General features: G+C 60.0%; 18 protein-coding genes. 11 read left to right on the plus strand and 7 right to left on the minus strand.

Translation table 11 applies throughout. The features are described 5' to 3' along the window. Positions 1–3 precede the first annotated feature (3 nt). A complete protein-coding gene (locus tag HD598_RS11820; protein WP_183666111.1) occupies positions 4–957 on the plus strand; it encodes an electron transfer flavoprotein subunit alpha/FixB family protein in 954 nt (317 codons plus the stop codon). Beyond that, positions 950–1717 (plus strand): PIG-L deacetylase family protein, encoded by a 768-nt coding sequence (locus HD598_RS11825; RefSeq protein WP_221244638.1) that lies wholly within the window; start codon positions 950–952, stop codon positions 1715–1717. Before HD598_RS11820 ends, HD598_RS11825 begins: the two co-directional genes overlap by 8 nt. A gap of 78 nt (positions 1718–1795) precedes the next feature. Here HD598_RS11825 and HD598_RS11830 read toward each other — a convergent pair whose 3' ends face one another. The 3 genes from HD598_RS11830 to HD598_RS11840 all read right to left on the minus strand — a co-directional run bounded on the left by HD598_RS11830 (position 1796) and on the right by HD598_RS11840 (position 3956). Continuing rightward, a complete protein-coding gene (locus tag HD598_RS11830) occupies positions 1796–2380 on the minus strand; it encodes a hypothetical protein (RefSeq protein WP_183666113.1) in 585 nt (194 codons plus the stop codon). Between the two features lie 94 nt (positions 2381–2474). Next, positions 2475–2939 (minus strand): tRNA (cytidine(34)-2'-O)-methyltransferase, encoded by a 465-nt coding sequence (locus HD598_RS11835; RefSeq protein ID WP_183666115.1) that lies wholly within the window; start codon positions 2937–2939, stop codon positions 2475–2477. Between the two features lie 30 nt (positions 2940–2969). Continuing rightward, the gene (locus HD598_RS11840; RefSeq protein WP_183666116.1) at positions 2970–3956 is read right to left on the minus strand and encodes a J domain-containing protein; all 987 of its coding nucleotides are present in this window, start codon (positions 3954–3956) and stop codon (positions 2970–2972) included. A 98-nt stretch (positions 3957–4054) separates the two neighbouring features. Here HD598_RS11840 and HD598_RS11845 point away from each other — a divergent pair, with 98 nt between their 5' ends. After that, positions 4055–5029: a diacylglycerol/lipid kinase family protein gene (locus tag HD598_RS11845; protein ID WP_183666118.1), complete on the plus strand. Its 975-nt coding sequence runs from the start codon at positions 4055–4057 to the stop codon at positions 5027–5029. A gap of 41 nt (positions 5030–5070) precedes the next feature. On the opposite strand, the gene HD598_RS11850 is transcribed toward HD598_RS11845, so the two are convergent. Together HD598_RS11850 and folP are read right to left on the minus strand one after the other, a co-directional pair. Beyond that, the gene (locus tag HD598_RS11850; RefSeq protein WP_183666120.1) at positions 5071–5814 is read right to left on the minus strand and encodes a dihydrofolate reductase family protein; all 744 of its coding nucleotides are present in this window, start codon (positions 5812–5814) and stop codon (positions 5071–5073) included. Positions 5815–5823: 9 nt separating this feature from the next. Further along, positions 5824–6819: a dihydropteroate synthase gene (folP, locus tag HD598_RS11855; protein ID WP_260170563.1), complete on the minus strand. Its 996-nt coding sequence runs from the start codon at positions 6817–6819 to the stop codon at positions 5824–5826. 55 nt (positions 6820–6874) lie between these two features. On the opposite strand from folP, the gene HD598_RS11860 reads away from it, so the two are divergent. The 4 genes from HD598_RS11860 (at position 6875) to HD598_RS11875 (ending at position 10828) form a co-directional block, all read left to right on the plus strand. Then, positions 6875–8089, plus strand: coding sequence for a cysteine desulfurase family protein (locus HD598_RS11860; protein ID WP_183666122.1), 1215 nt, complete (start codon positions 6875–6877; stop codon positions 8087–8089). 93 nt (positions 8090–8182) lie between these two features. Further along, positions 8183–9304, plus strand: coding sequence for a tRNA 2-thiouridine(34) synthase MnmA (gene mnmA / locus HD598_RS11865; protein ID WP_071893130.1), 1122 nt, complete (start codon positions 8183–8185; stop codon positions 9302–9304). A 59-nt stretch (positions 9305–9363) separates the two neighbouring features. After that, a complete protein-coding gene (locus HD598_RS11870) occupies positions 9364–9774 on the plus strand; it encodes a chorismate mutase (protein ID WP_071893133.1) in 411 nt (136 codons plus the stop codon). A 25-nt stretch (positions 9775–9799) separates the two neighbouring features. Continuing rightward, complete coding sequence (locus HD598_RS11875; protein ID WP_183666124.1) at positions 9800–10828, plus strand: uroporphyrinogen decarboxylase/cobalamine-independent methonine synthase family protein; 1029 nt, start codon at positions 9800–9802, stop codon at positions 10826–10828. Here HD598_RS11875 and HD598_RS11880 read toward each other — a convergent pair. Beyond that, entirely contained in the window at positions 10807–11841 is a 1035-nt protein-coding gene (locus HD598_RS11880; protein ID WP_183666126.1) for a hypothetical protein, read from the minus strand. The genes HD598_RS11875 and HD598_RS11880 overlap by 22 nt on opposite strands. Positions 11842–11982: 141 nt before the next feature. Here HD598_RS11880 and mtrA point away from each other — a divergent pair, with 141 nt between their 5' ends. The 3 genes from mtrA to HD598_RS11895 all read left to right on the plus strand — a co-directional run bounded on the left by mtrA (position 11983) and on the right by HD598_RS11895 (position 16338). Beyond that, positions 11983–12660: an MtrAB system response regulator MtrA gene (gene mtrA, locus HD598_RS11885; RefSeq protein ID WP_183666128.1), complete on the plus strand. Its 678-nt coding sequence runs from the start codon at positions 11983–11985 to the stop codon at positions 12658–12660. 293 nt (positions 12661–12953) lie between these two features. Beyond that, the gene (mtrB, locus tag HD598_RS11890; RefSeq protein WP_183666130.1) at positions 12954–14648 is read left to right on the plus strand and encodes an MtrAB system histidine kinase MtrB; all 1695 of its coding nucleotides are present in this window, start codon (positions 12954–12956) and stop codon (positions 14646–14648) included. A 4-nt stretch (positions 14649–14652) separates the two neighbouring features. Continuing rightward, on the plus strand, positions 14653–16338 hold the full coding sequence (locus HD598_RS11895; protein ID WP_183666132.1) for an LpqB family beta-propeller domain-containing protein: 1686 nt from the start codon (positions 14653–14655) through the stop codon (positions 16336–16338). Positions 16339–16899: 561 nt separating this feature from the next. Here HD598_RS11895 and HD598_RS13630 read toward each other — a convergent pair. After that, positions 16900–17097 carry a hypothetical protein gene (locus HD598_RS13630; protein WP_260170566.1) on the minus strand — a complete coding sequence of 66 codons (198 nt, stop codon included), beginning with the start codon at positions 17095–17097 and terminating at the stop codon, positions 16900–16902. A gap of 304 nt (positions 17098–17401) precedes the next feature. Between HD598_RS13630 and hpf the strand changes: the two genes are divergently transcribed. Further along, positions 17402–18097: a ribosome hibernation-promoting factor, HPF/YfiA family gene (gene hpf, locus HD598_RS11905; protein WP_183666136.1), complete on the plus strand. Its 696-nt coding sequence runs from the start codon at positions 17402–17404 to the stop codon at positions 18095–18097. Positions 18098–18100 lie beyond the last annotated feature (3 nt).

Consider the following 18100-nt stretch of genomic DNA (forward strand, 5'->3'; position numbering starts at 1 on the left):
CACATGGCATTTTCATTGGTTTATCTTGATTCGATTTCTTCCCCTCTCAGCGGCGCGTCCTTAGAGCTCATTGCGGCTGGCCGTCGTCTCGGAGACCCCGTGGTAGTTTCCGCTCAACCAGTCAGCGACGAATCGGTGGCTGAGCTAGGCGCCGCTGGCGTCTCCGGCGTCGTAGTTCCTGAAAACGCAGGCACTGAAGCGCACACCAACTTCCTCACTTTCGAAACCCAATTGCTTGCTATCGCTTTGAGCGAGACGGAAGCCAGCGGCGTCGTACTTCCTAACTCCCTCAACGGCAAGGAAATTGCGGCCCGGCTCGGCGTCAAGCTCAACGCCGGCGTCGTCACGGACGCCGTGGATATCGCTGAAGACGGCACCGTGACCAAGTCGGTACTGGCTGGCGCGTACACCACGCAGGCTCGAGTGACCGAAGGCCCGCTGATCGTGACGCTCAAGGCAAACAGCGTGGAGTACACCGCTCCAGCTGCCGCTGAGGAACCTGACCTGCTGGAAATTCCTGTCGAGGATCCGGCTCCTGGCGCTCGTGTGGTGGAGGTTCGGGAGAAGGCCGTTAGCGGTCGTCCGGATCTGACAGCCGCACGCATCGTGGTCTCCGGTGGTCGCGGTGTGGATGGTGACTTCACTCCCGTGGAGGATCTTGCCGACGCACTGGGTGCAGCCGTGGGCGCGTCCCGTGCCGCCGTTGATGCGGGCTGGATCAACCATGATCTTCAAGTGGGTCAGACCGGTAAGACGGTTGCTCCGCAGCTTTATATCGCCGCCGGTATCTCCGGGGCCATCCAGCACAAGGCCGGCATGCAGACCTCGCGTGTGATCGTCGCCGTCAATGATGATCCCGATTCGCCGATCTTTGAGATCGCTGACCTCGGCATCGTGGGCGATCTGAAGAATGTGTTGCCACAGGCTGCAGCGGAGCTTCGGAAGCGCAATGACTGAAGCGCCACGATTCCTCGGGGGAGACGACTTTGAGCTCACGCACGTGGTAGCCATCGCAGCTCACCCGGATGATCTTGATTTCGGGGCTGCCGGAACCATTGCACGGTTGACCCAGGCCGGCGTCCACGTCGAATACTGCCTCGTTACCAACGGTGACGCGGGCGGATTCGATGAAAGCCACCGCCCGGATATTGAGCGCATGCGCCAAGATGAGCAACGCGCGGCCGCCGCCCGAGTAGGCGTTGCCGACGTTCACTTCTTGGGCGAGCGGGACGGCTATGTGGCTCCGACGCTTGAACTGCAGAAGAAGATCGTTGCGCTCTTGCGCCAACTGCGGCCACAAGTTGTTTTGGCCCACCATCCCGAGCGGAACTGGGGCAACATGCAGAGCCAGCACCCAGATCACCTCTCCGTGGGAGAGGCCGTGGTGCGTGCGAGCTACCCGGCGCTAGAGAATCCTTTTGCGTTCCCAGAGTTGCAGGCTCAAGGGCTTGAAGCGTATCGGTTGCGCGAACTGTGGCTGTTCGGCGGACCGGAAGAGCGGGAGAACCACTTCGTGGACATCTCCAGCGTGCTGGACAAGAAGCACGAGGCTCTCATGGCTCACTTGAGCCAGCATCCGGATCCGGCGCGCATGATGGACCACGTCAACAACAAACTAGTGAATGTTGCACGTCGCGGGGGACAGCCAGAAGGTGCGCTGAGCGAAGCTTTCCACGCGGTCACCGTCAATGGAGCATCGACCATCTCCGGCTTCTAAGTTCAGAATCTCTCTGACAACAAAGTTCTTCTGATTCCGGTGCCGGGGTATTAGAACGTAGTTCCTGAGCGGCGGACCTTACGGGGTTGCGATCACCACAAGGGGTTCGCCCTCAGGAACATCGAGTCCGCCGTCGGTCTCAAGGGACAGGGTGAGATCGTCGAGTCGTGCAAGATCGTGAACGCTCACCCACTTGTCCGTCTTGTCATCCTCAAGGGCGTCCAAGAGTCGAATGGAACCATCGCTCGCGGTTGCGGACCACTGGTAGTCAAAACCTTCGGGAGCCAGCGGAAGGTCAAGCGCCTGAACGGCAATTCCATCTTCGGACTCTGAGATCACAATGTTTGCGCTGCCGCCATTGGTGATGTCCTGGGCAGAGGTCTGCGCGTCGGAGGCGTCAACGATCTTCCCGGAGGAGTCCCTAGGCGTCAGCAGCGTCAGCAACACAATTCCGCCGACCACCAGAATGGCCAACATTCCGGCAACCAGCATCCACTTCTTCACCGGACGGTTCGCGGGCTCCTCGGGATGCTCGCTGAGCTCATCAACGAGGTCTAAGCCAAAGTCATCCTGAGAGTCTGCATCCGGATGGTTGACTCCATGGAGGTCGTCCAAGCTCCGTCCGTCAGAAGAACGAGGGGCGGAGGGCGAATTGAAGCTCATGTGAAGAATCCTTGGCGAGGTTCCGGCCTTGGTACGGCGGAAACTGCGGGCTTTTGAGGTGGTCGCGGTGTTGTGCGAGGACTACGTGCCCAGACTACCCGGCGTTGCTGAAGCCAACCTGTCGCCACGCTTCGTAAACCACAAGTGACGCAGAGTTTGCGAGGTTCAAGGAGCGCCGCCCCGGAAGCATCGGGATGTTCACTCGCGACGTGACGCGGGGGTGAACCAAATGTTCTTCATCCAAACCAGTGGATTCTTTGCCGAACATCAAAATGTCATCAGCACGGTACTCAATATCCGAGTAACGCACTTCTCCGCGGGACGTGTACGCGAAGAGCCGGCCTTCACCGAGAGCCTCAAGAGCGGCCTCAAAGTTCGGGTGCACCGTCATGACGGCGAGGTCGTGATAATCCAGTCCGGCCCGGCGTAGCTTGGCGTCCTCAAAGTCGAAGCCCACCGGCTCCACGATGTGCAGTTCAGCGCCGGTAACGGCAGCTAGACGAATGGCATTTCCGGTGTTACCGGGGATTTCTGGATTTACAAAGAGAATGCGAAACACTCAGCCATCATAGTGGCGTGGGCGTCTGGGTTAGTCGTGCATCGCCCGAATGAGGCGCGCATACAAGCCAACATCCACCACATTCGGCTGCGGGCCAGAGCCCAAGAACATTTTGAGCTCACGCATAGCGTTGGCCGAGTTGGTGACCTCCAACGGTGAAGTGAACTCGGAGTTCCCGCGCCGCACTTCATCGATCACCGGTTCAAAGGGAGACCCTCCAGGGGTCAGCACTATCGCAAAGCCCATCACATTCAGTTCCGGGAACACGGATTGCATGAGCCGGACGGAATCGATCAAGCGCGGAGGCTCGATCACTCGTCCGTCACGGCGCAAGGTCTGCCCGTCCCACTGGTACACGCCTTCGGGCAACATCATGGAGTCGATCAACGCCAGCCGGTAACCAGAGAGCACGGCGTGATCAATGTAGCCGCGGCCGTGTGGGGTGTGCAGTCCGTTCACCAGCCGTGCGGAAGGGAACGCCTCCAGCACATTGCTCATGAGCAGACGAATCACGCGCGCCTCACGCTCGAGCCGCGAACGCTGCGAGAACAACCCGCGTTTCCGGGGTGCGCCGTAAACCCGCTGCATGGCTTGCGCTCGCGTCAGCTCGGAATACTCGCCGTCTCGGAAAGGAGGCACAAAATCCACCGGATCCGTTGCTTTCGCTTTGCCGGAACGCGTGTCACCGTGGGCGTCCGTACGCCACATCCGAGCGTTACGGTCCGCTCCAGAATTTCCGGGGCCAGCGTCGTCGTACCCCGCGCCGGAATAGCCCGAACCGTAATTCGCAGGCTGACCAGCGGGCCGCCGCGAACCAAAGCTACGGTCATAACTCTCGCGGGCTTTCTCGTCAGAGAGCACCTCAAAAGCGCGCCGCACGACGTCGAACTGCGCCGAATCTCCACCCAAATCGGGGTGAGTTTCGCGCACTTTGCGCCGGTAGGCACTCTTGATTTCAGCGGCGGTGGCGGTGACGGACACACCCAAGACGCGGTAGTGGCTGGGGGCCTCGCTCACTCTGGGGTCTCCTTGCTGACAGCAACTCGGGCGGCCACGTCAGGCCGCAATTGTGAACAAATCTTATCGATCCTGCGGGAGTATCGTACGCTCTGGTCATGAATCAGCCTGCAGCGCAACGTAGCGCGTGGACTCTCCGCCCGGAATCTCGCATCCTGGTGGCCAGCAACCGCCCCCGACTGGCCAGCACTTTCGTGGAGCACTTGCGCCGCGAAATTCCTAGCGTTCCCGTGCTGTTGATGACTGCGCCGTCCGCTACCGAGCTTGAAGCGGCCTTCACGCAAGAGCTCGCCGATACCTCCACCCCCGTAGCTGCGCTGGTAGTGCTGGGCGGGGATGGAATGGTGCATATAGGTGCCAACGTCTTGGCAGGAACCGAAGTTCCCGCGCCCGTGCCGCTCGGGATCGTGCCCGTCGGAAGTGGAGATGACTTCGTGAGGTCGCTCGGAACCCGGCAATCACGGAGACAGCGTCGGGACATGGCGGCGGCTGCGGCCAAACTGGCGAACAGCCTGCGAACCGGCAGCCTTCGCGAGGTGGACGCCATGCAGGTCAGCGGGGCGTGGGGGAGCAGGATCGTGATGGGAATCGTGAGCGTCGGCGTGGACGCCATCGTGAATCAGCGGGCGAACGCGTTGCGGTTTCCGCCCGGGCAAGCCAAATACGTGGTGGGGTTGGCCCGCGAATTTCGCAGTTTGAAACCGCGCACCTACCGCATTGAGGCTACGGACGCTGCGGGTTCCGTGACGCAATGGAGTACGACGGCGTGGCTCGCCTCCGTAGCGAACGGCCAGTACCTCGGGGGTGGGATGCGCATTATTCCGGACGCGCTGCTCGATGACGGTCTGCTTGACTTGGGCATTATCAGGCCGCTGAACCTGCGAGAGTTTGCTACCCTTTTCCCACGAATCTTCTCCGGCAGGCACGCCAGTCGTGATGCGATGACCAATCAGCGCGTCACACAGGTCGCGTTAGAGACCCCCAACATGACGGCGTTCGGTGATGGTGAGGCACTGGGGCCAGCACCTGTCAGCGTGACGGTGATTCCTCGAGCGATCTCGCTGTTGGTTTAGCTTTGTGGTCTGGCCCTTTGTCCGGTCTGCGCCCGCAAGAACTACTTGCGGTATTCGAGCACCAACTCGCCGTCCTGTTTGAGGACGTGATGAAGCTGCATGTCCCGCAGCTCGTTGGTGGCGGTGTTTCCAGCGTCTCCGCCGATGCGCTTTTCGCCCGGGCCGGCTGTCTTAGGTGCGAGCGTCACGCACAGCGAATCCACGAGGTTCGCCTGTTGAAATTCTCCTAGCACCGTAGGACCGCCCTCCGAATGAATCATGGAGTAGCCGCGTTGGAGCAAGTCCTGGACCACCAGCTGTGGCTCCACTCGGTCCTTTCCCGCAAGGACGATTTCTGCAACGTCCGACAGCTTGGCGCGTTGATCTGGCGAAGAGCTCTCCGACGTATAGATCAGAGGCACGGTAGGGGACTGCTGAAAGAATTTATCCTGGGGATCAAGATGAAGGCTGCCTGAAATTAGCGCCACCCGGAGGTACTCGGATAACCCGCGCTGGGAACGCCACGACTTGTCCTCGAGGCTGAGCACGTCGCCCTCGTAGCCTTCCGCCCGCACTGTTCCCGCGCCCATGAGCAGCACGTGTGCGAAGCGCCGTAGCAGCTGGAACATTTGCTTGTCCGCGGGCCCGCCAATATCTCCGGAGACGCCGCGATGCGTCGCCCCGCCGTCGGCCGTCATGACGAAGTTGAATCGCACAAACCCTGCGGACGAATCCGCTGGTGGCTCATAGAGCGCCAAGAGATCGTCTTCGGAAAGTACCTCACCACTACCCGTCAGGTTTCTCATGCGTTCATCCTAGAGGCGGCGTTGTGCTGCGTCAGCGGGTTGCGCTCCGTTGGTGAGCGGCGCTAAGTCCGCAGGCTGATTCACGTCACCCATATTGTGTTTGAGTTCAACGGGCTCTCGCCACCCCAGCGCTACCTCGAGGAAGCGCATGGCCTTCTCGGACTCGGCCGCGTTATGCATGCGAACTACCCGTGCACCATTGAGCACGCTCATGGTGGCTGCCGCGATGGACGCGGATTGACGCTCAAACTTCGGGACACCAATGGCTTCACCGATGAAGTCCTTGTTGCTCACCGCAGCCAACCCCGGGAATCCCAAATTCGCGATCTCCGCGTATCGTCGCGTCAGCTCGAGAGAGTGCAGCGTGTTCTTGTTCAAGTCGTGACCGGGATCAATCAGGATCTTGTCAGCGGCAACGCCCTCGCTTAACGCCCGCTCAATGCGAACCTCAAGGAAGCTGCGGACGGATGCTACGACGTCGTCATACTGTGGCCGCGGGTACACCGTCCGGGGCGCGGCGAGGGAGTGAGTGATCACCAAATGCGCGCCGTGGTCCGCCACCACACCCAGCAAATCAGGATCGCTCAGGCCCGTGGTGTCATTGACGACGTTCGCGCCGGCCGAGAGCGCAGCATTTGCGACCTTGGCGTCGAAGGTGTCCGCGGAGAGGATCACGTCGCTGCGCTCGCGGACGGCCTGAATGACCTGTACCACGCGATCGGCTTCTTCTTCCCAGCTCAATGCCGGGCCGGGGGAGAAGGAAACGCCCCCAATGTCCACCCAATCCGCGCCGGAATCTGCGGCAGCCAGGGACGCCTCGACGGCTCGATCCAACGCAAACGTCGCACCCGAATCGAAGAACGAATCCTTCGTGCGATTCACCACCGCCATCACCACAAGGCGGCGCGAAAAGTCGATGGTTCGCGACTGCTGGGTGAGATCGTTGACAAACGTGTGGACTGGCGCTCGGAAGGTGGGTTCAAACATATGCGGCTGACTCTCCATGAGGTGGTGGGACCTCCCGCAGTTTACTGTCACAGACGGCGTAAAATGGTGAGAAATGATCTCTTCTTCCTTTAATCCCCCCATTTATCTTGATCACGCCGCCACCACGTCTATGACACCCGCGGCGCTCGAGGCGATGACCCGCGAGCTTGCCACTACTGGCAATCCGTCATCGCTTCACACCTCCGGCCGGCGCGGACACCGAGTGATGGAAGAAGCACGCGAGCGCCTAGCGAAAGCCGCCGGCGCACACGCCACCGAGATCATCTTCACCTCGGGCGGAACCGAAGCGGACAACCTGGCACTCAAGGGTCTGTACTGGACTTGCCAAGCCGAGGACACACGTCGCCGTCGTATTTTGCTGACAGGGATTGAACATCACGCGGTGCTAGATACCGCCGAGTGGCTCGAAGCGCACGAGGGCGCTGTGCTCGAGGTGATTCCCGTGGATCGCGACGGCCGTCTTGACGTCGACGCCTTCGCGAAGGCCGTGGCGCACGAGCCAGAAACTATTGCCCTTGCCACGCTGATGTGGGCCAATAATGAGGTCGGCACGGTTCAGGACATTGCCGCGGTGGCTCGAACGGCCGCCGAACACGGCGTGCCCTTGCACACGGACGCGGTGCAAGCCTTTGGTTCAGTGCCTGTGTCCTTCAAAGATTCCGGCGCAGCCACCATGGCAATCTCGGCCCACAAGATCGGCGGGCCGGTAGGCATCGGGGCGCTCTTGGTGCGCCGAGATGTCAAACTCACGCCGGTCCAACATGGCGGTGGGCACGAGCGATCTTTGCGCTCGGGAACGCTCAACGCTGCGGCGGCTACGGCCTTCGCGGTAGCGGCGGAGGAAGCGGTCGGACACTTGGAGGCCGAATACGAGCGGATCGCTTCTTTGCGGGACACGCTCATTGCAGGCATCGAAGAGCGCGTGCCGGAAGCCACGCTGAACGGCTCTCGGGATGCTGACCATCAAGGGGAGCGCTTGCCCGGAAACGTCCACTTCACCTTCCCCGGCTGCGAGGGCGATACCTTGCTCTTCTTGCTGGATTCCGTAGGCTTGCAGACATCGACGGGGTCCGCGTGCACCGCTGGGGTGGCACGCGCGAGCCACGTCCTGGTGGCGATGGGACGCAATGACGACGACGCGCGAAGCGTGCAACGCATCACGTTGGGGCATACTTCGAGCCAAGAAGACGTTGACGCTGTATTGAGCGTAATTGCCGACGTTTATCAGCGTTCCAAGGCGGCCGGTATGGCTGCGGGGCGTAAGTAGCTACTGAGCGATACCAATAAGCATCGAGCAACCGAGAATTTCACTAATAATCCGCACGGGGTTGCATGAATCCACCGTGTCAGAGAGGTCTTCATGAAGGTTTTGGCAGCAATGAGCGGCGGAGTGGACTCCGCTGTTGCAGCGGCACGCGCCGTGGAAGCGGGCCACGAGGTGGTCGGCGTTCACTTGGCGCTATCACGCATGCCCGGAACCTTGCGGACCGGCAGCCGTGGTTGTTGCACCGTTGAAGACTCCAATGACGCGTGGCGTGCATGCGACAAGCTCGGCATCCCGTTCTACGTGTGGGACTTCTCCGAGCGATTCGCCGAGGAAGTCGTTGACGACTTCGTCTCCGAATACGCCGCCGGACGCACCCCGAACCCCTGCATGCGATGCAACGAACGCATCAAGTTCGCGGCCCTCCTGGACCGCGCCCTCGCGCTGGGCTTCGACGCCGTAGTCACCGGTCACTACGCCAAGGTTACAGAGGATGAGGCCGGCAATAAGGAACTTCACCGCGCCGCTGACTGGGCCAAGGATCAGTCCTACGTGCTGGGTGTTCTGACGCACGAACAGCTGAAGCACGCGTTCTTCCCGCTCGCTGATACGCCGTCTAAGGCCGAGGTTCGCGCCGAAGCGGAACGCCGCGGACTCTCCGTTGCCCAGAAGCCGGACAGCCACGATATTTGCTTCATCCCTGATGGTGATACCCGTGGTTGGCTTGCCGAGCGCATCGATATGAATCCGGGCCGCATTGTGGATCATGAGGGTAATGATCTTGGTGAGCACCCTGGCTCCGAAGCGTTCACGGTGGGCCAGCGTAAGGGATTGGCGATTTCGCGTCCCGCTCCCGATGGCCGCCCGCGCTTCGTCCTTCAGGTGCGCCCGAAGGAAAACAAGGTTGTTGTTGGTCCCAAGGACTTGCTCAAGGTGGATCGCCTTGAAGGCATCAAGGTGTCTTGGGCCGGCGTTCCGATCCCCGAAGTCATTACAGGCGAGACGTTCGAGTGCACCGTTCAGGTGCGCGCACACGCTGATCCCGTAGCGGCTACCGCACACGTCACGTCGGAGGGCACGTTGATCGCGACCCTCAACGAGGCGCTTGGCGGAGTGGCTCCGGGCCAGACGATGGTGCTCTACCAGGGAACGCGAGTGCTGGGTCAGGCAACCATTGACGCGGCGTATTCGCAAGCGTGGGATCCATCTAAGGTCTAGCGTTACGGGCGTGTTTCGAAAATCGAACTCGGAGCGCGCACCTCTATAGACTGAAACGCATGAGTATTGAGGACCCCACCACTGCGTCTGGAGCAGAGTACGATCCGCACGCATCGTCGCTTGTGAACACCACGGACCCAGCAGTTCTTGACGAGCTGTATGCGATTCGCGGGAGCATCGACAACTTTGATGCGACGCTCGTCTACTTGTTGGCGGAGCGGTTCAAGGCCACCCAGCGGGTGGGTTACCTCAAGGCTCGTCACCAGTTGCCGCCGAGCGATCCGCAGCGCGAAAAGGCGCAGATAGAGCGTCTTCGAAAACTGGCTATTGAGGCTCATCTTGATCCGGTATTCGCTGAGAAGTTCTTGAATTTCATCATCAGCGAGGTTATTCACCATCACCAGGTGATCTCTGAAGAGCACGCTTCTGAAGAGGGCGTCGGTAGCCGGGAGTCGAATGCCCGAGCGTGAGCTACGAGCAAGTGTTCACGGGCAGATGCCGGGAACGGACCCGGTTGAGAACGCAAAGGTCGTGCTCGGGGAGCTAGTTCATCCTCATTTACCAGCCGTGTTTGAGCTGCCTGATCGTGGGCGCACCTCTGACACACTGGGCCGAAGCGTTTCTGTACTTGAAGGAATCTTCGCCGATATTCAGCCTTACGGTTGGCGCGTCACGGACGCCCCGGGCAAGGATGTTCGAAGCGCCGTTTCGGCTCGAACCTCGGATCTGGGAATCATGGCCGACGTGATCGGTGAGACCCAGAACCAGCCTGAGACTCTCGTGCTCCCGTTCTTGGGGCCGTTGAGTCTCGCCTCGAGCCTGCACTTGCACTTCGGCGAAAAGGTCATTTCCGACTCGGGCGCGCGCCGCGATATTGCGCAATCGCTCGCGGTCGGAATTTCTGAATGGGTACGCACCGTTCGCCGCGCTACCGGGGTGAGCAGCGTCGTCGTGCTGGTTTCAGAACCCCACGCAGACGCCGCACTTTCCGGACAGATCAAGACGATCAGCGGTTACCGGACACTTCGTGCCGTGGATCGCGCCGAGGCCCTGGCTACATGGACAAATTTCGTGAGCGTTATTAAGGACGACGACGCAGCTTCCGTCGTTCTGAACCTTTCGGACACGTCCGGTGCCGTTGGGCGGGCGCATGCCGAGACGTTGGGCCGATTCGCTAGCATCGGAGCCGACGGCTGGTATGTCGATGCCCTCAAACACCGACCTGACATGGGTGTGTGGGAAGGCGTCGCAGAACTTATTGAGGCTGATAAGTCGGTCTGGTTGGGGGCGCTTGATGTGTCGCGATCCGGGCTGGCAGTTCACGATCGCGAGCCCGTGACCCAGATCTTTGAGAGCATCTCTCAACCATGGCGGAACGTGGGCTTGTCCTTCGACCAGTTCCACCAGACCGTTCTCACACCCACCCAAGGTCTACAGAGTCAATCGCCGGCGCACGCTACGCGCACGCTCAGGCGATTGACCGACCTCGTGGACGCAGGGCGTCAGCGCATCGCCGACGCGTAAGCGCCTGTTCCTGGGATGAAGGGTTTCTGACCTGTTGCGTCTTCGCTAGCGATCACGTGATCCAAACCTTCGTGGCGAAACCTCAAGTCAATGTATTGCAGGACGTTGATCACGACCAACCCCAAACATGGAGCAATGAGTACCGCTCCAACGAGCAGCCCAAGAAGAACTACAAGGAGATACACCGCACCAGAAGTCAGCCCATCACCTACAAGAAGGGCGATGACGGGGATGAGCGGAATTGCGACAGTTGTCAGCAAGGCACCAAAGATGCCGATGGCTGCCTGCACTCCTACGACGGATAGGAGAGTTGTACCAAGCACTCTCCAGTAGCGCTTTCGAACAAGCCGCCAAGATCTCTTCAGTGATCGAAAGAGTCCGACTCTCTCCACGGCTGCGGCGGCAGGAGCCACGGCGAAGTTGACGAAAAAGAACGCCAGACCAATTGCCAACAATAGGCAGATGAAGAACACCGCCAAAACCCACGTCACTGACGGATCGTGCTGATAGACATCTGCGATCAGCATCATCAAGAAAATTCCGATTGTGTTGGCCGAGGTGATGAAGAGTAGCAATATTCCGAGGATCCCGAGTTGGAGTGCGATTCCCACGAAGCCGCGAACGGTCAGTTTGAGTGATTGGCTCAGTGACGTCCTGTGGCCTGCGATGCCGCGTGTGACAGAAATGGAAATGGCGCCAACCGCGTAGGTTGCGAAGATCAGAGCGATGACAGCGCCGGCCAAGGAATAGAAGTAGAGCGAAGCAGCAACAATTAGACATGAGAAGCTGCCAGCCAAAGACGCAGCAATGTAGACAGACGGTGAGTAAGCGAATGACTTGAACAATCCGCTCAGGAAGTCGCTGAAGTTGAGGGGCCGCAACGGGACCGAACCTGGTTGTGCGGGAACTGGGATGTATTGGGTTCCAACGGTCGTTGGGCGAGGCGGTTCGTAGGAATAGTGCGTGGTGTGTGGGCGGTGGGGGTCGATTGGCTCGTTTGGGATGTGAGTCATGATCCGTTCCTCTCTCGGTAATTTCAGATTAGTGAGAATCACGGTGCTCCGATCATGCCTGTTGATAACTTGGCTTCTATACTGGGAGGGATGCCGCAACAGGGTTCTGTGCGGGAGAAAATTAACTCTTTGAGGTGAGCAATGAAAGCGCGCGTATTGGTCGTCGATGATGACGAGGCCCTTTCAGAAATGATTGGCATCGTTCTACGGAACGATGACTTCGAACCAGTCTTTTGTCATCACGGTGGCGAAGCTCTTGCAGCGTTTCGCGCAAGCAAGCCCGATCTCGTGTTGCTGGACCTGATGCTCCCTGGCATGGACGGCATCGAGATTTGCCGCCAAATTCGTGCTGAGTCAGACGTTCCCATCGTGATGCTCACCGCGAAGTCGGATACTGCGGATGTGGTTCGCGGCCTTGAATCCGGTGCCGACGATTACGTTCCGAAGCCGTTCAAGCCAGCCGAGATCGTGGCTCGTGTTCGCGCGCGCTTGCGCGATAACGACACCCGCATGCCCGAAGTTCTCAAAGTGGCTGACGTGGAGATTGACGTTGCTGGCCACCAAGTGCGCCGCGGTGGCCAGGCGATCCCGCTGACCCCACTGGAGTTTGAGCTCTTGGTGACGCTGGCTCGCAAGCCGTGGCAAGTCTTCACCCGAGACATGCTTTTGGAAGCCGTCTGGGGTTACCAGCACCCAGCGGATACTCGCCTTGTCAACGTGCATATTCAGCGCTTGCGCTCCAAGTTGGAAACTGACCCGGATTCGCCTGAGGTAGTGCTCACGGTCCGTGGCGTGGGATACCGGGCCGGTAAGTCCTGACCAACTCACTGAGCGATCCATCGTCTGAGGCGGTACCGGCGGCAGACGATTCACGTGATCCCGAGAAGAATCAGGGCTCAACGCTTGCGCCTTTAGCGAGCACGGAAAAAGCATCACAGCACGCGCCCTCGCAGCGTGGAATAGTCCCGTTTTCCGCGTCTGCCGTTCTCCGAGATCGCGCGCGACGTCTGTTGTTCTTCCGTGGACCGGCCATCACCGCGGAAGAGTCACGTTTCGTATGGCGAAATCCCGGCACGTGGATTCCGGCGTTGCACCAGCGGTGGGCCCGCTCTATGCAGCTCCGGACCGTGGTGATTACGGTCCTTCTCTCTACGTTGGCGCTGCTGGGAACAGGTGTGTTCTTGTCCCAGCAGATCGCCAGTGGGCTGTTTCAAGAACGGTTCCGACAGGTTGAGTCCGAAGCCAACAGAGGCCTGAGCCAGGTCAAGAGCACCCTCGAAGCGGTGAGCTCCACTGACCGTACGGGAACCGTAGCTTTTGTGCGGGATACTTTGCGCACGCTGGAAGGCGACGGCGCCACCGTCCAACGAGACTTCATCTTGACGCCTTTACCGGGCGAAGGAAACATCTACGTTTCGGCCCAAGCTTCCGGTGGCATCACCTCAGCTGTGGTTCCCGAAGAATTGGCCACGGCGGTTCGAGAGAACCAGGGCCAGTATTGGCAATCCACCGCACTTCCAACCTCGGACGGAGTTTCACCCGGACTCGTTTTCGGTACCAAAGTGGCCCTGCCACCGGGCCGCGAATACGCCTTGTACCTGGTCTATGACCTTGAGAGCGTCCAAGAAACTCTGAACTATATCCACCGGATCCTATGGATCGCGGGCGCATTGCTGTTGGTCGTCATTGGTGGAATTGGCTGGTACGTGACCAGACAGTCCCTTCAACCTGTTGCCCATGCGGCGGCTGTGTCAGAGAAGCTTGCAGCGGGCCAGCTGGAAGAACGAATGGAAGTTCACGGCGCGGACGAAGTCGCCCGACTTGCACAGAGCTTCAACCGCATGGCGGATAGCTTGCAAGACCAGATTCAACAGCTCGAAACGCTGTCCCACATGCAACAACGCTTCGTCTCGGACGTGTCCCACGAGCTGCGCACCCCGCTGACCACTGTCCGCATGGCGGCCGAAGTGCTGCACGACGCTCGTGACGAGTTCGACCCCATCAATCGTCGCTCCGCCGAACTGCTCTATAACCAAGTGGAGCGCTTCCAAAGTCTGCTCAACGACCTGCTGGAAATCTCGCGATTCGACGCCGGCGTGGTGGATCTGGACTCGGACAATTGGGACATCAAGCCCATTGTCCAGCGCGCGGTAGACATGGCTCAGATCCACGCGGACCGCATCGGCTCCGAACTGCGCACGCACTACCCGCAAGGGCCCATCGTTGCTTCGATGGATCCGCGGCGAATCGAACGCGTGGTCCGCAACCTGGTTCTCAACGCGGTGGAGCACTCGGAAAGCAAGCCCATCGACATTTTCATAGGCGAGAACGAACATGCCGTCGCAGTCAGCGTGCGCGACCATGGAATCGGTCTCACCGAAGAAGCGGCTAGCCGCGTCTTTGACCGCTTCTGGCGGGCGGATCCGGCTCGTGCTCGAACCACAGGCGGTTCCGGTCTGGGTCTTTCGATTGCCACCGAAGATGCGCGCTTGCACGGCGGTCTGCTCCAGGCTTGGGGACAGGTGGGTGACGGCTCAAACTTCCTGCTGACTTTGCCGAAGTCCAAGGACATGGTGCTGGGGGAGTCTCCTCTGCCACTGATCCCCGCGGATGCCCCGACTCCGGAAATTGCGCCCCTGATCTCAGATCTTGAAGCCGCGGAAGCCGAGGCTGATCCTGAAACGGAAGCTGCGTCGTCGTCCTTCGAGGAACCTACCGCCGAGGCCATCCAACACGCTGCGGACACAGCAGCGGAACCACATCCAGTCCAGCAGCTCACCGACCAGGAGGGACGCAGTGAACGGTAGACACATGGTTGCCGCGGTCACCATCGCCGTCATGGCGTTGCTGACCGGCTGCGCTGGAATTCCCACCTCCGGGCCCCTTGGCGTAAGCACCACCGTGCCCACGCAAGGACCGGACGGAAGCCTCTCCTTCAGCGCCGCCAGCCCGCGTGACGGCATGACGCCCGAAGAAATCATTGAGGGCTTCTACAAGGCCGGCGTCGACACGAACGACGACTACAAAACGGCGCGCGAATACCTCACCACCGAGTTCGCCGGCACCTGGAACCCCGCCGCCAAGGCGACGGTCTATGACGCGGATCCTGCCGTGGTCTCCAATGTTGAAGAAGGCAGTTACGGGGTGTCGGTGGAAGTGTCCTCCACCGTGGATGATTCCGGAATCCGGGCGGTTCTTCCGGATCGTTCGTCACAACTGCTGACGTTTCAGCTCACCCAAGTCAACGGCCAATGGCGTATCAGCCAAGCCCCAGATGGCGTGCTCATTGAGGCGGGGAATTTTGAGTCATTGTTCTCGCCGCACACCCTGTATTTCTACGATTCAACCTTCCAATACGCGGTCCCTGACGTGCGCTGGTTCGCTAACAAGCAGGGCCTCGCAGCAACCGTGATCTCCGCGATGCTGGAAGGCGCCGCTCCGCACTTGAACAATGCTGTCTTCAGCGCGTTCCCGCCGGGCGCTACTCTCGCTCAGCCGTCCGTCCCGGTTGAATCGGGTGAGGCGCGAGTCGATTTTGACGCGACCGTCTTTGCGGACGCTTCCGATCTGCGCCGCAAACACATGCGCCAGCAGCTCGAGCTCACGCTCTCTTCACTAGATAACGTCAGTTCGGTTGTGATGACGGTGGATCAGCAAGCCGTGGATCTTGGCGCAGCCGACCCTGAGTTCAAGGCGGCCCAAGTCAACGCGTCTGTGCCGAACACGCAAATTGCGGTAGCGGATAAGGCTCTGGTGTATTTCCAGGGCAACGGCTATACGGCAATCGGAAACATCCCGGACGTCTCCGCCTACAACCCGGTGGATCCGGCCATGTCGCCGGTGGGTACGCGCTACGCGTTCTTGTCGGGAGACCGGAAACGACTCGTCACCGTGGACGACGCCGGCACGGTGCGAGTGGCTATTACGGGCACGAATTTCACGCAGCCCAGCGTGGATTACTTGGGTTGGACGTGGACCGTCAATCACAACGGCGGGGCGCACGTGATCGCAGTGCCCTCCGATACTGCTTTGGACGGCGAAGCCAGAGACATTTCGGCCGAATGGCTAGACGGAGCCGAGGTCACGAGCTTCCGTGTCTCCCGCGATGGGGCCCGCGTAGTGGTGGCTGCAACGATCGACGGTGAAGCCGGGATCTACATCGCCGGTTTGATCCGCGATTCTGCAGGCGTGCCCCGCGGCGTGCAGACGCCCGTCAAGCTACAGCTCTCGCAGCACCTCACACGGGCGGTCTGGGAGCGCGATGACAGCATCATCGCTTGGAACCCTGACACGGAGGAACCGGTGGCTCCGGTCCGCGCAACCATCGACGGAAAGAGTGAAGAGTTCTCGCCGCTTCTGGGGCTTACGAATGTTTCGGCGGGTGCCGGCGATCGTCGCAATATCTACGCGGAGAACCCGGAGGGCATTTACGTGCGCTCGGGCAACTCGTGGCGCAAGCTCGAGGGCCAAGCTACCGGGCTCGCCTACCCCGGGTAGGGATTCACCCACAGTTCCGCTGGCGCTGCCGTTGAGTGGGGGTTCATCCACAACAAAGTACGACGACGCTGGCTTGCGTTCCTCACCTCGGCACACTGTGGGTATGGAACTTGAGTGGGCATGGCGCTGGTTGGATCGCGCTCGCAGGTGGGGATGGCTTCAGCACATGTTGCGGGCCATCGCCGATCTGACGTGGGTCTTCCTACCCTCCGATTGCGTCGCCTGCGGGGCACACGATGCGATCCTGTGCCGGGGGTGCACGCGCGAATTGCACCGCTCTACCGCACATCCATTTCGCGCTGAGGAAGCCGCAGAAGCGCTACCGCTAGACCTTGAAACCTTCAGTGTGCTTCCAGTCTGGGCGGCCGGTCTTTATAAGGGTCACGTCTCAGCAAGCATCTTGGCGTTCAAGAACCATGAACGGTATTCGCTGCGAAAAGAGCTAGGGCGAGTGCTGGCCAGATCCCTGCGAGAAGCCATCGAGGGGGTCGGGCTCGATCCTGGCGAACGGCTCTTGATAGTTCCGGTGCCCGCGAGTGCAGCGAGTGTTCGCAAACGTGGCTATAGGCCCGTCAACGTCTTACTGGACGTTGCCATGCGGAACTTTCGAAGCAGCGAGCAGGTGGAGGCGGCGCAACTGTTGCGGGTGAGCTCGTCAAGGACGAGCTCGCACCAAGGCGCCGGGGCCAGAGATCGTCGTTCGCGGCGCGGCACTATGACGGTGGTTTTGGCGAGTCCGCCAAAATGCAAAGTGCTCATAGTTGATGACGTCTTAACGACCGGCTCAACGGTAGCTCGAGCGCACCTAGCATTGGCCGACGCTGGCTATGACGTGTGCGGAGCGGTAGTTCTAGCAGCCACTCAAAGTCCTAGGTGACTAGGTGAAACAAGTGTGCTTTCTGGAAATTTCAGATTAATTCTCGAGAAAGCTTCGCTTAACGGTAAAAGCAGACTACGGTGAAGTATGGGCACCCAGAAACGGGAATAAACACCCCCATCTTCAGCGGCTTCAAGGGCAACTTGGTGCCGCTGTTGTGTCACCCGAACTCCCAAGGAGGACACCGTGGAGATGAACATCAGCGCAAGGAACGGCGCCGTATCGGACCGATTCCGCGAGTACGCTACCGAGAAGATCGAGAAGGTCTCACAGCTGGCCAAGAAGGTTCAGCGACTCGACCTGAAGGTCACCAATCAACCGCATGCGCGCAATGCCGACAATCAGGTCAGTGTTGAAATCGCCGTGGTGGGTTCCGGACCCGCAATTCGCGCTGAAGCTCACGCCGCAGATAAGTTCGCGGCCTTTGATCTCGCCTTTGGAAAGCTGCTTGAACAGCTACGAAGGGCTAGAGATCGACGCAAGGTTCATCATGGGCGCCATGCTCCCGTGGCAGTTCACGAGGCCACGGCCTCGCTCCCACCAGCGGCCACCAACGTGACTTTGGCTGATGCACTTTTGAGCGCCGAACCTACCGCTGAATCTCAGCATTCAGAAGACTTCGAAGCCCTCACGGAAAGCCCCGTGGAAATTCGTCGTAAAGTATTCCCCGCGGATGAAATGACTGCCGACGACGCTGTTGACCGCATGGAATTGGTGGGACACCCCTTCTACCTGTACATCGACAAGGAAACCGGTTGCCACTCGGTGGTGTACCGTCGACGCGGTTGGTCCTACGGCATCATTTCCCTCGAGAATGGCAGCGAACCTGTTGAAGGCGCGCGCTCCTACCGAGACACCGTGCATGCACCCGAAGAGAGCTAAGTT

The sequence above is a fragment of the Neomicrococcus aestuarii genome (assembly GCF_014201135.1).
Classification (GTDB): domain Bacteria; phylum Actinomycetota; class Actinomycetes; order Actinomycetales; family Micrococcaceae; genus Neomicrococcus; species Neomicrococcus aestuarii.

What these genes read in the sequence shown, in the direction of transcription:
- HD598_RS11820 (WP_183666111.1), top strand. Translation starts at nt 4, where the DNA reads ATGGCATTTTCATTGGTTTATCTTGATTCGATTTCTTCCCCTCTCAGC.
- HD598_RS11825 (WP_221244638.1), top strand. Translation starts at nt 950, where the DNA reads ATGACTGAAGCGCCACGATTCCTCGGGGGAGACGACTTTGAGCTCACG.
- HD598_RS11830 (WP_183666113.1), bottom strand. Translation starts at nt 2,380, where the DNA reads ATGAGCTTCAATTCGCCCTCCGCCCCTCGTTCTTCTGACGGACGGAGC.
- HD598_RS11845 (WP_183666118.1), top strand. Translation starts at nt 4,055, where the DNA reads ATGAATCAGCCTGCAGCGCAACGTAGCGCGTGGACTCTCCGCCCGGAA.
- HD598_RS11850 (WP_183666120.1), bottom strand. Translation starts at nt 5,814, where the DNA reads ATGAGAAACCTGACGGGTAGTGGTGAGGTACTTTCCGAAGACGATCTC.
- folP (WP_260170563.1), bottom strand. Translation starts at nt 6,819, where the DNA reads ATGGAGAGTCAGCCGCATATGTTTGAACCCACCTTCCGAGCGCCAGTC.
- HD598_RS11860 (WP_183666122.1), top strand. Translation starts at nt 6,875, where the DNA reads ATGATCTCTTCTTCCTTTAATCCCCCCATTTATCTTGATCACGCCGCC.
- mnmA (WP_071893130.1), top strand. Translation starts at nt 8,183, where the DNA reads ATGAAGGTTTTGGCAGCAATGAGCGGCGGAGTGGACTCCGCTGTTGCA.
- HD598_RS11870 (WP_071893133.1), top strand. Translation starts at nt 9,364, where the DNA reads ATGAGTATTGAGGACCCCACCACTGCGTCTGGAGCAGAGTACGATCCG.
- HD598_RS11875 (WP_183666124.1), top strand. Translation starts at nt 9,800, where the DNA reads ATGCCGGGAACGGACCCGGTTGAGAACGCAAAGGTCGTGCTCGGGGAG.
- HD598_RS11880 (WP_183666126.1), bottom strand. Translation starts at nt 11,841, where the DNA reads ATGACTCACATCCCAAACGAGCCAATCGACCCCCACCGCCCACACACC.
- mtrA (WP_183666128.1), top strand. Translation starts at nt 11,983, where the DNA reads ATGAAAGCGCGCGTATTGGTCGTCGATGATGACGAGGCCCTTTCAGAA.
- mtrB (WP_183666130.1), top strand. Translation starts at nt 12,954, where the DNA reads ATGCAGCTCCGGACCGTGGTGATTACGGTCCTTCTCTCTACGTTGGCG.
- HD598_RS11895 (WP_183666132.1), top strand. Translation starts at nt 14,653, where the DNA reads ATGGTTGCCGCGGTCACCATCGCCGTCATGGCGTTGCTGACCGGCTGC.
- HD598_RS13630 (WP_260170566.1), bottom strand. Translation starts at nt 17,097, where the DNA reads ATGAGCACTTTGCATTTTGGCGGACTCGCCAAAACCACCGTCATAGTG.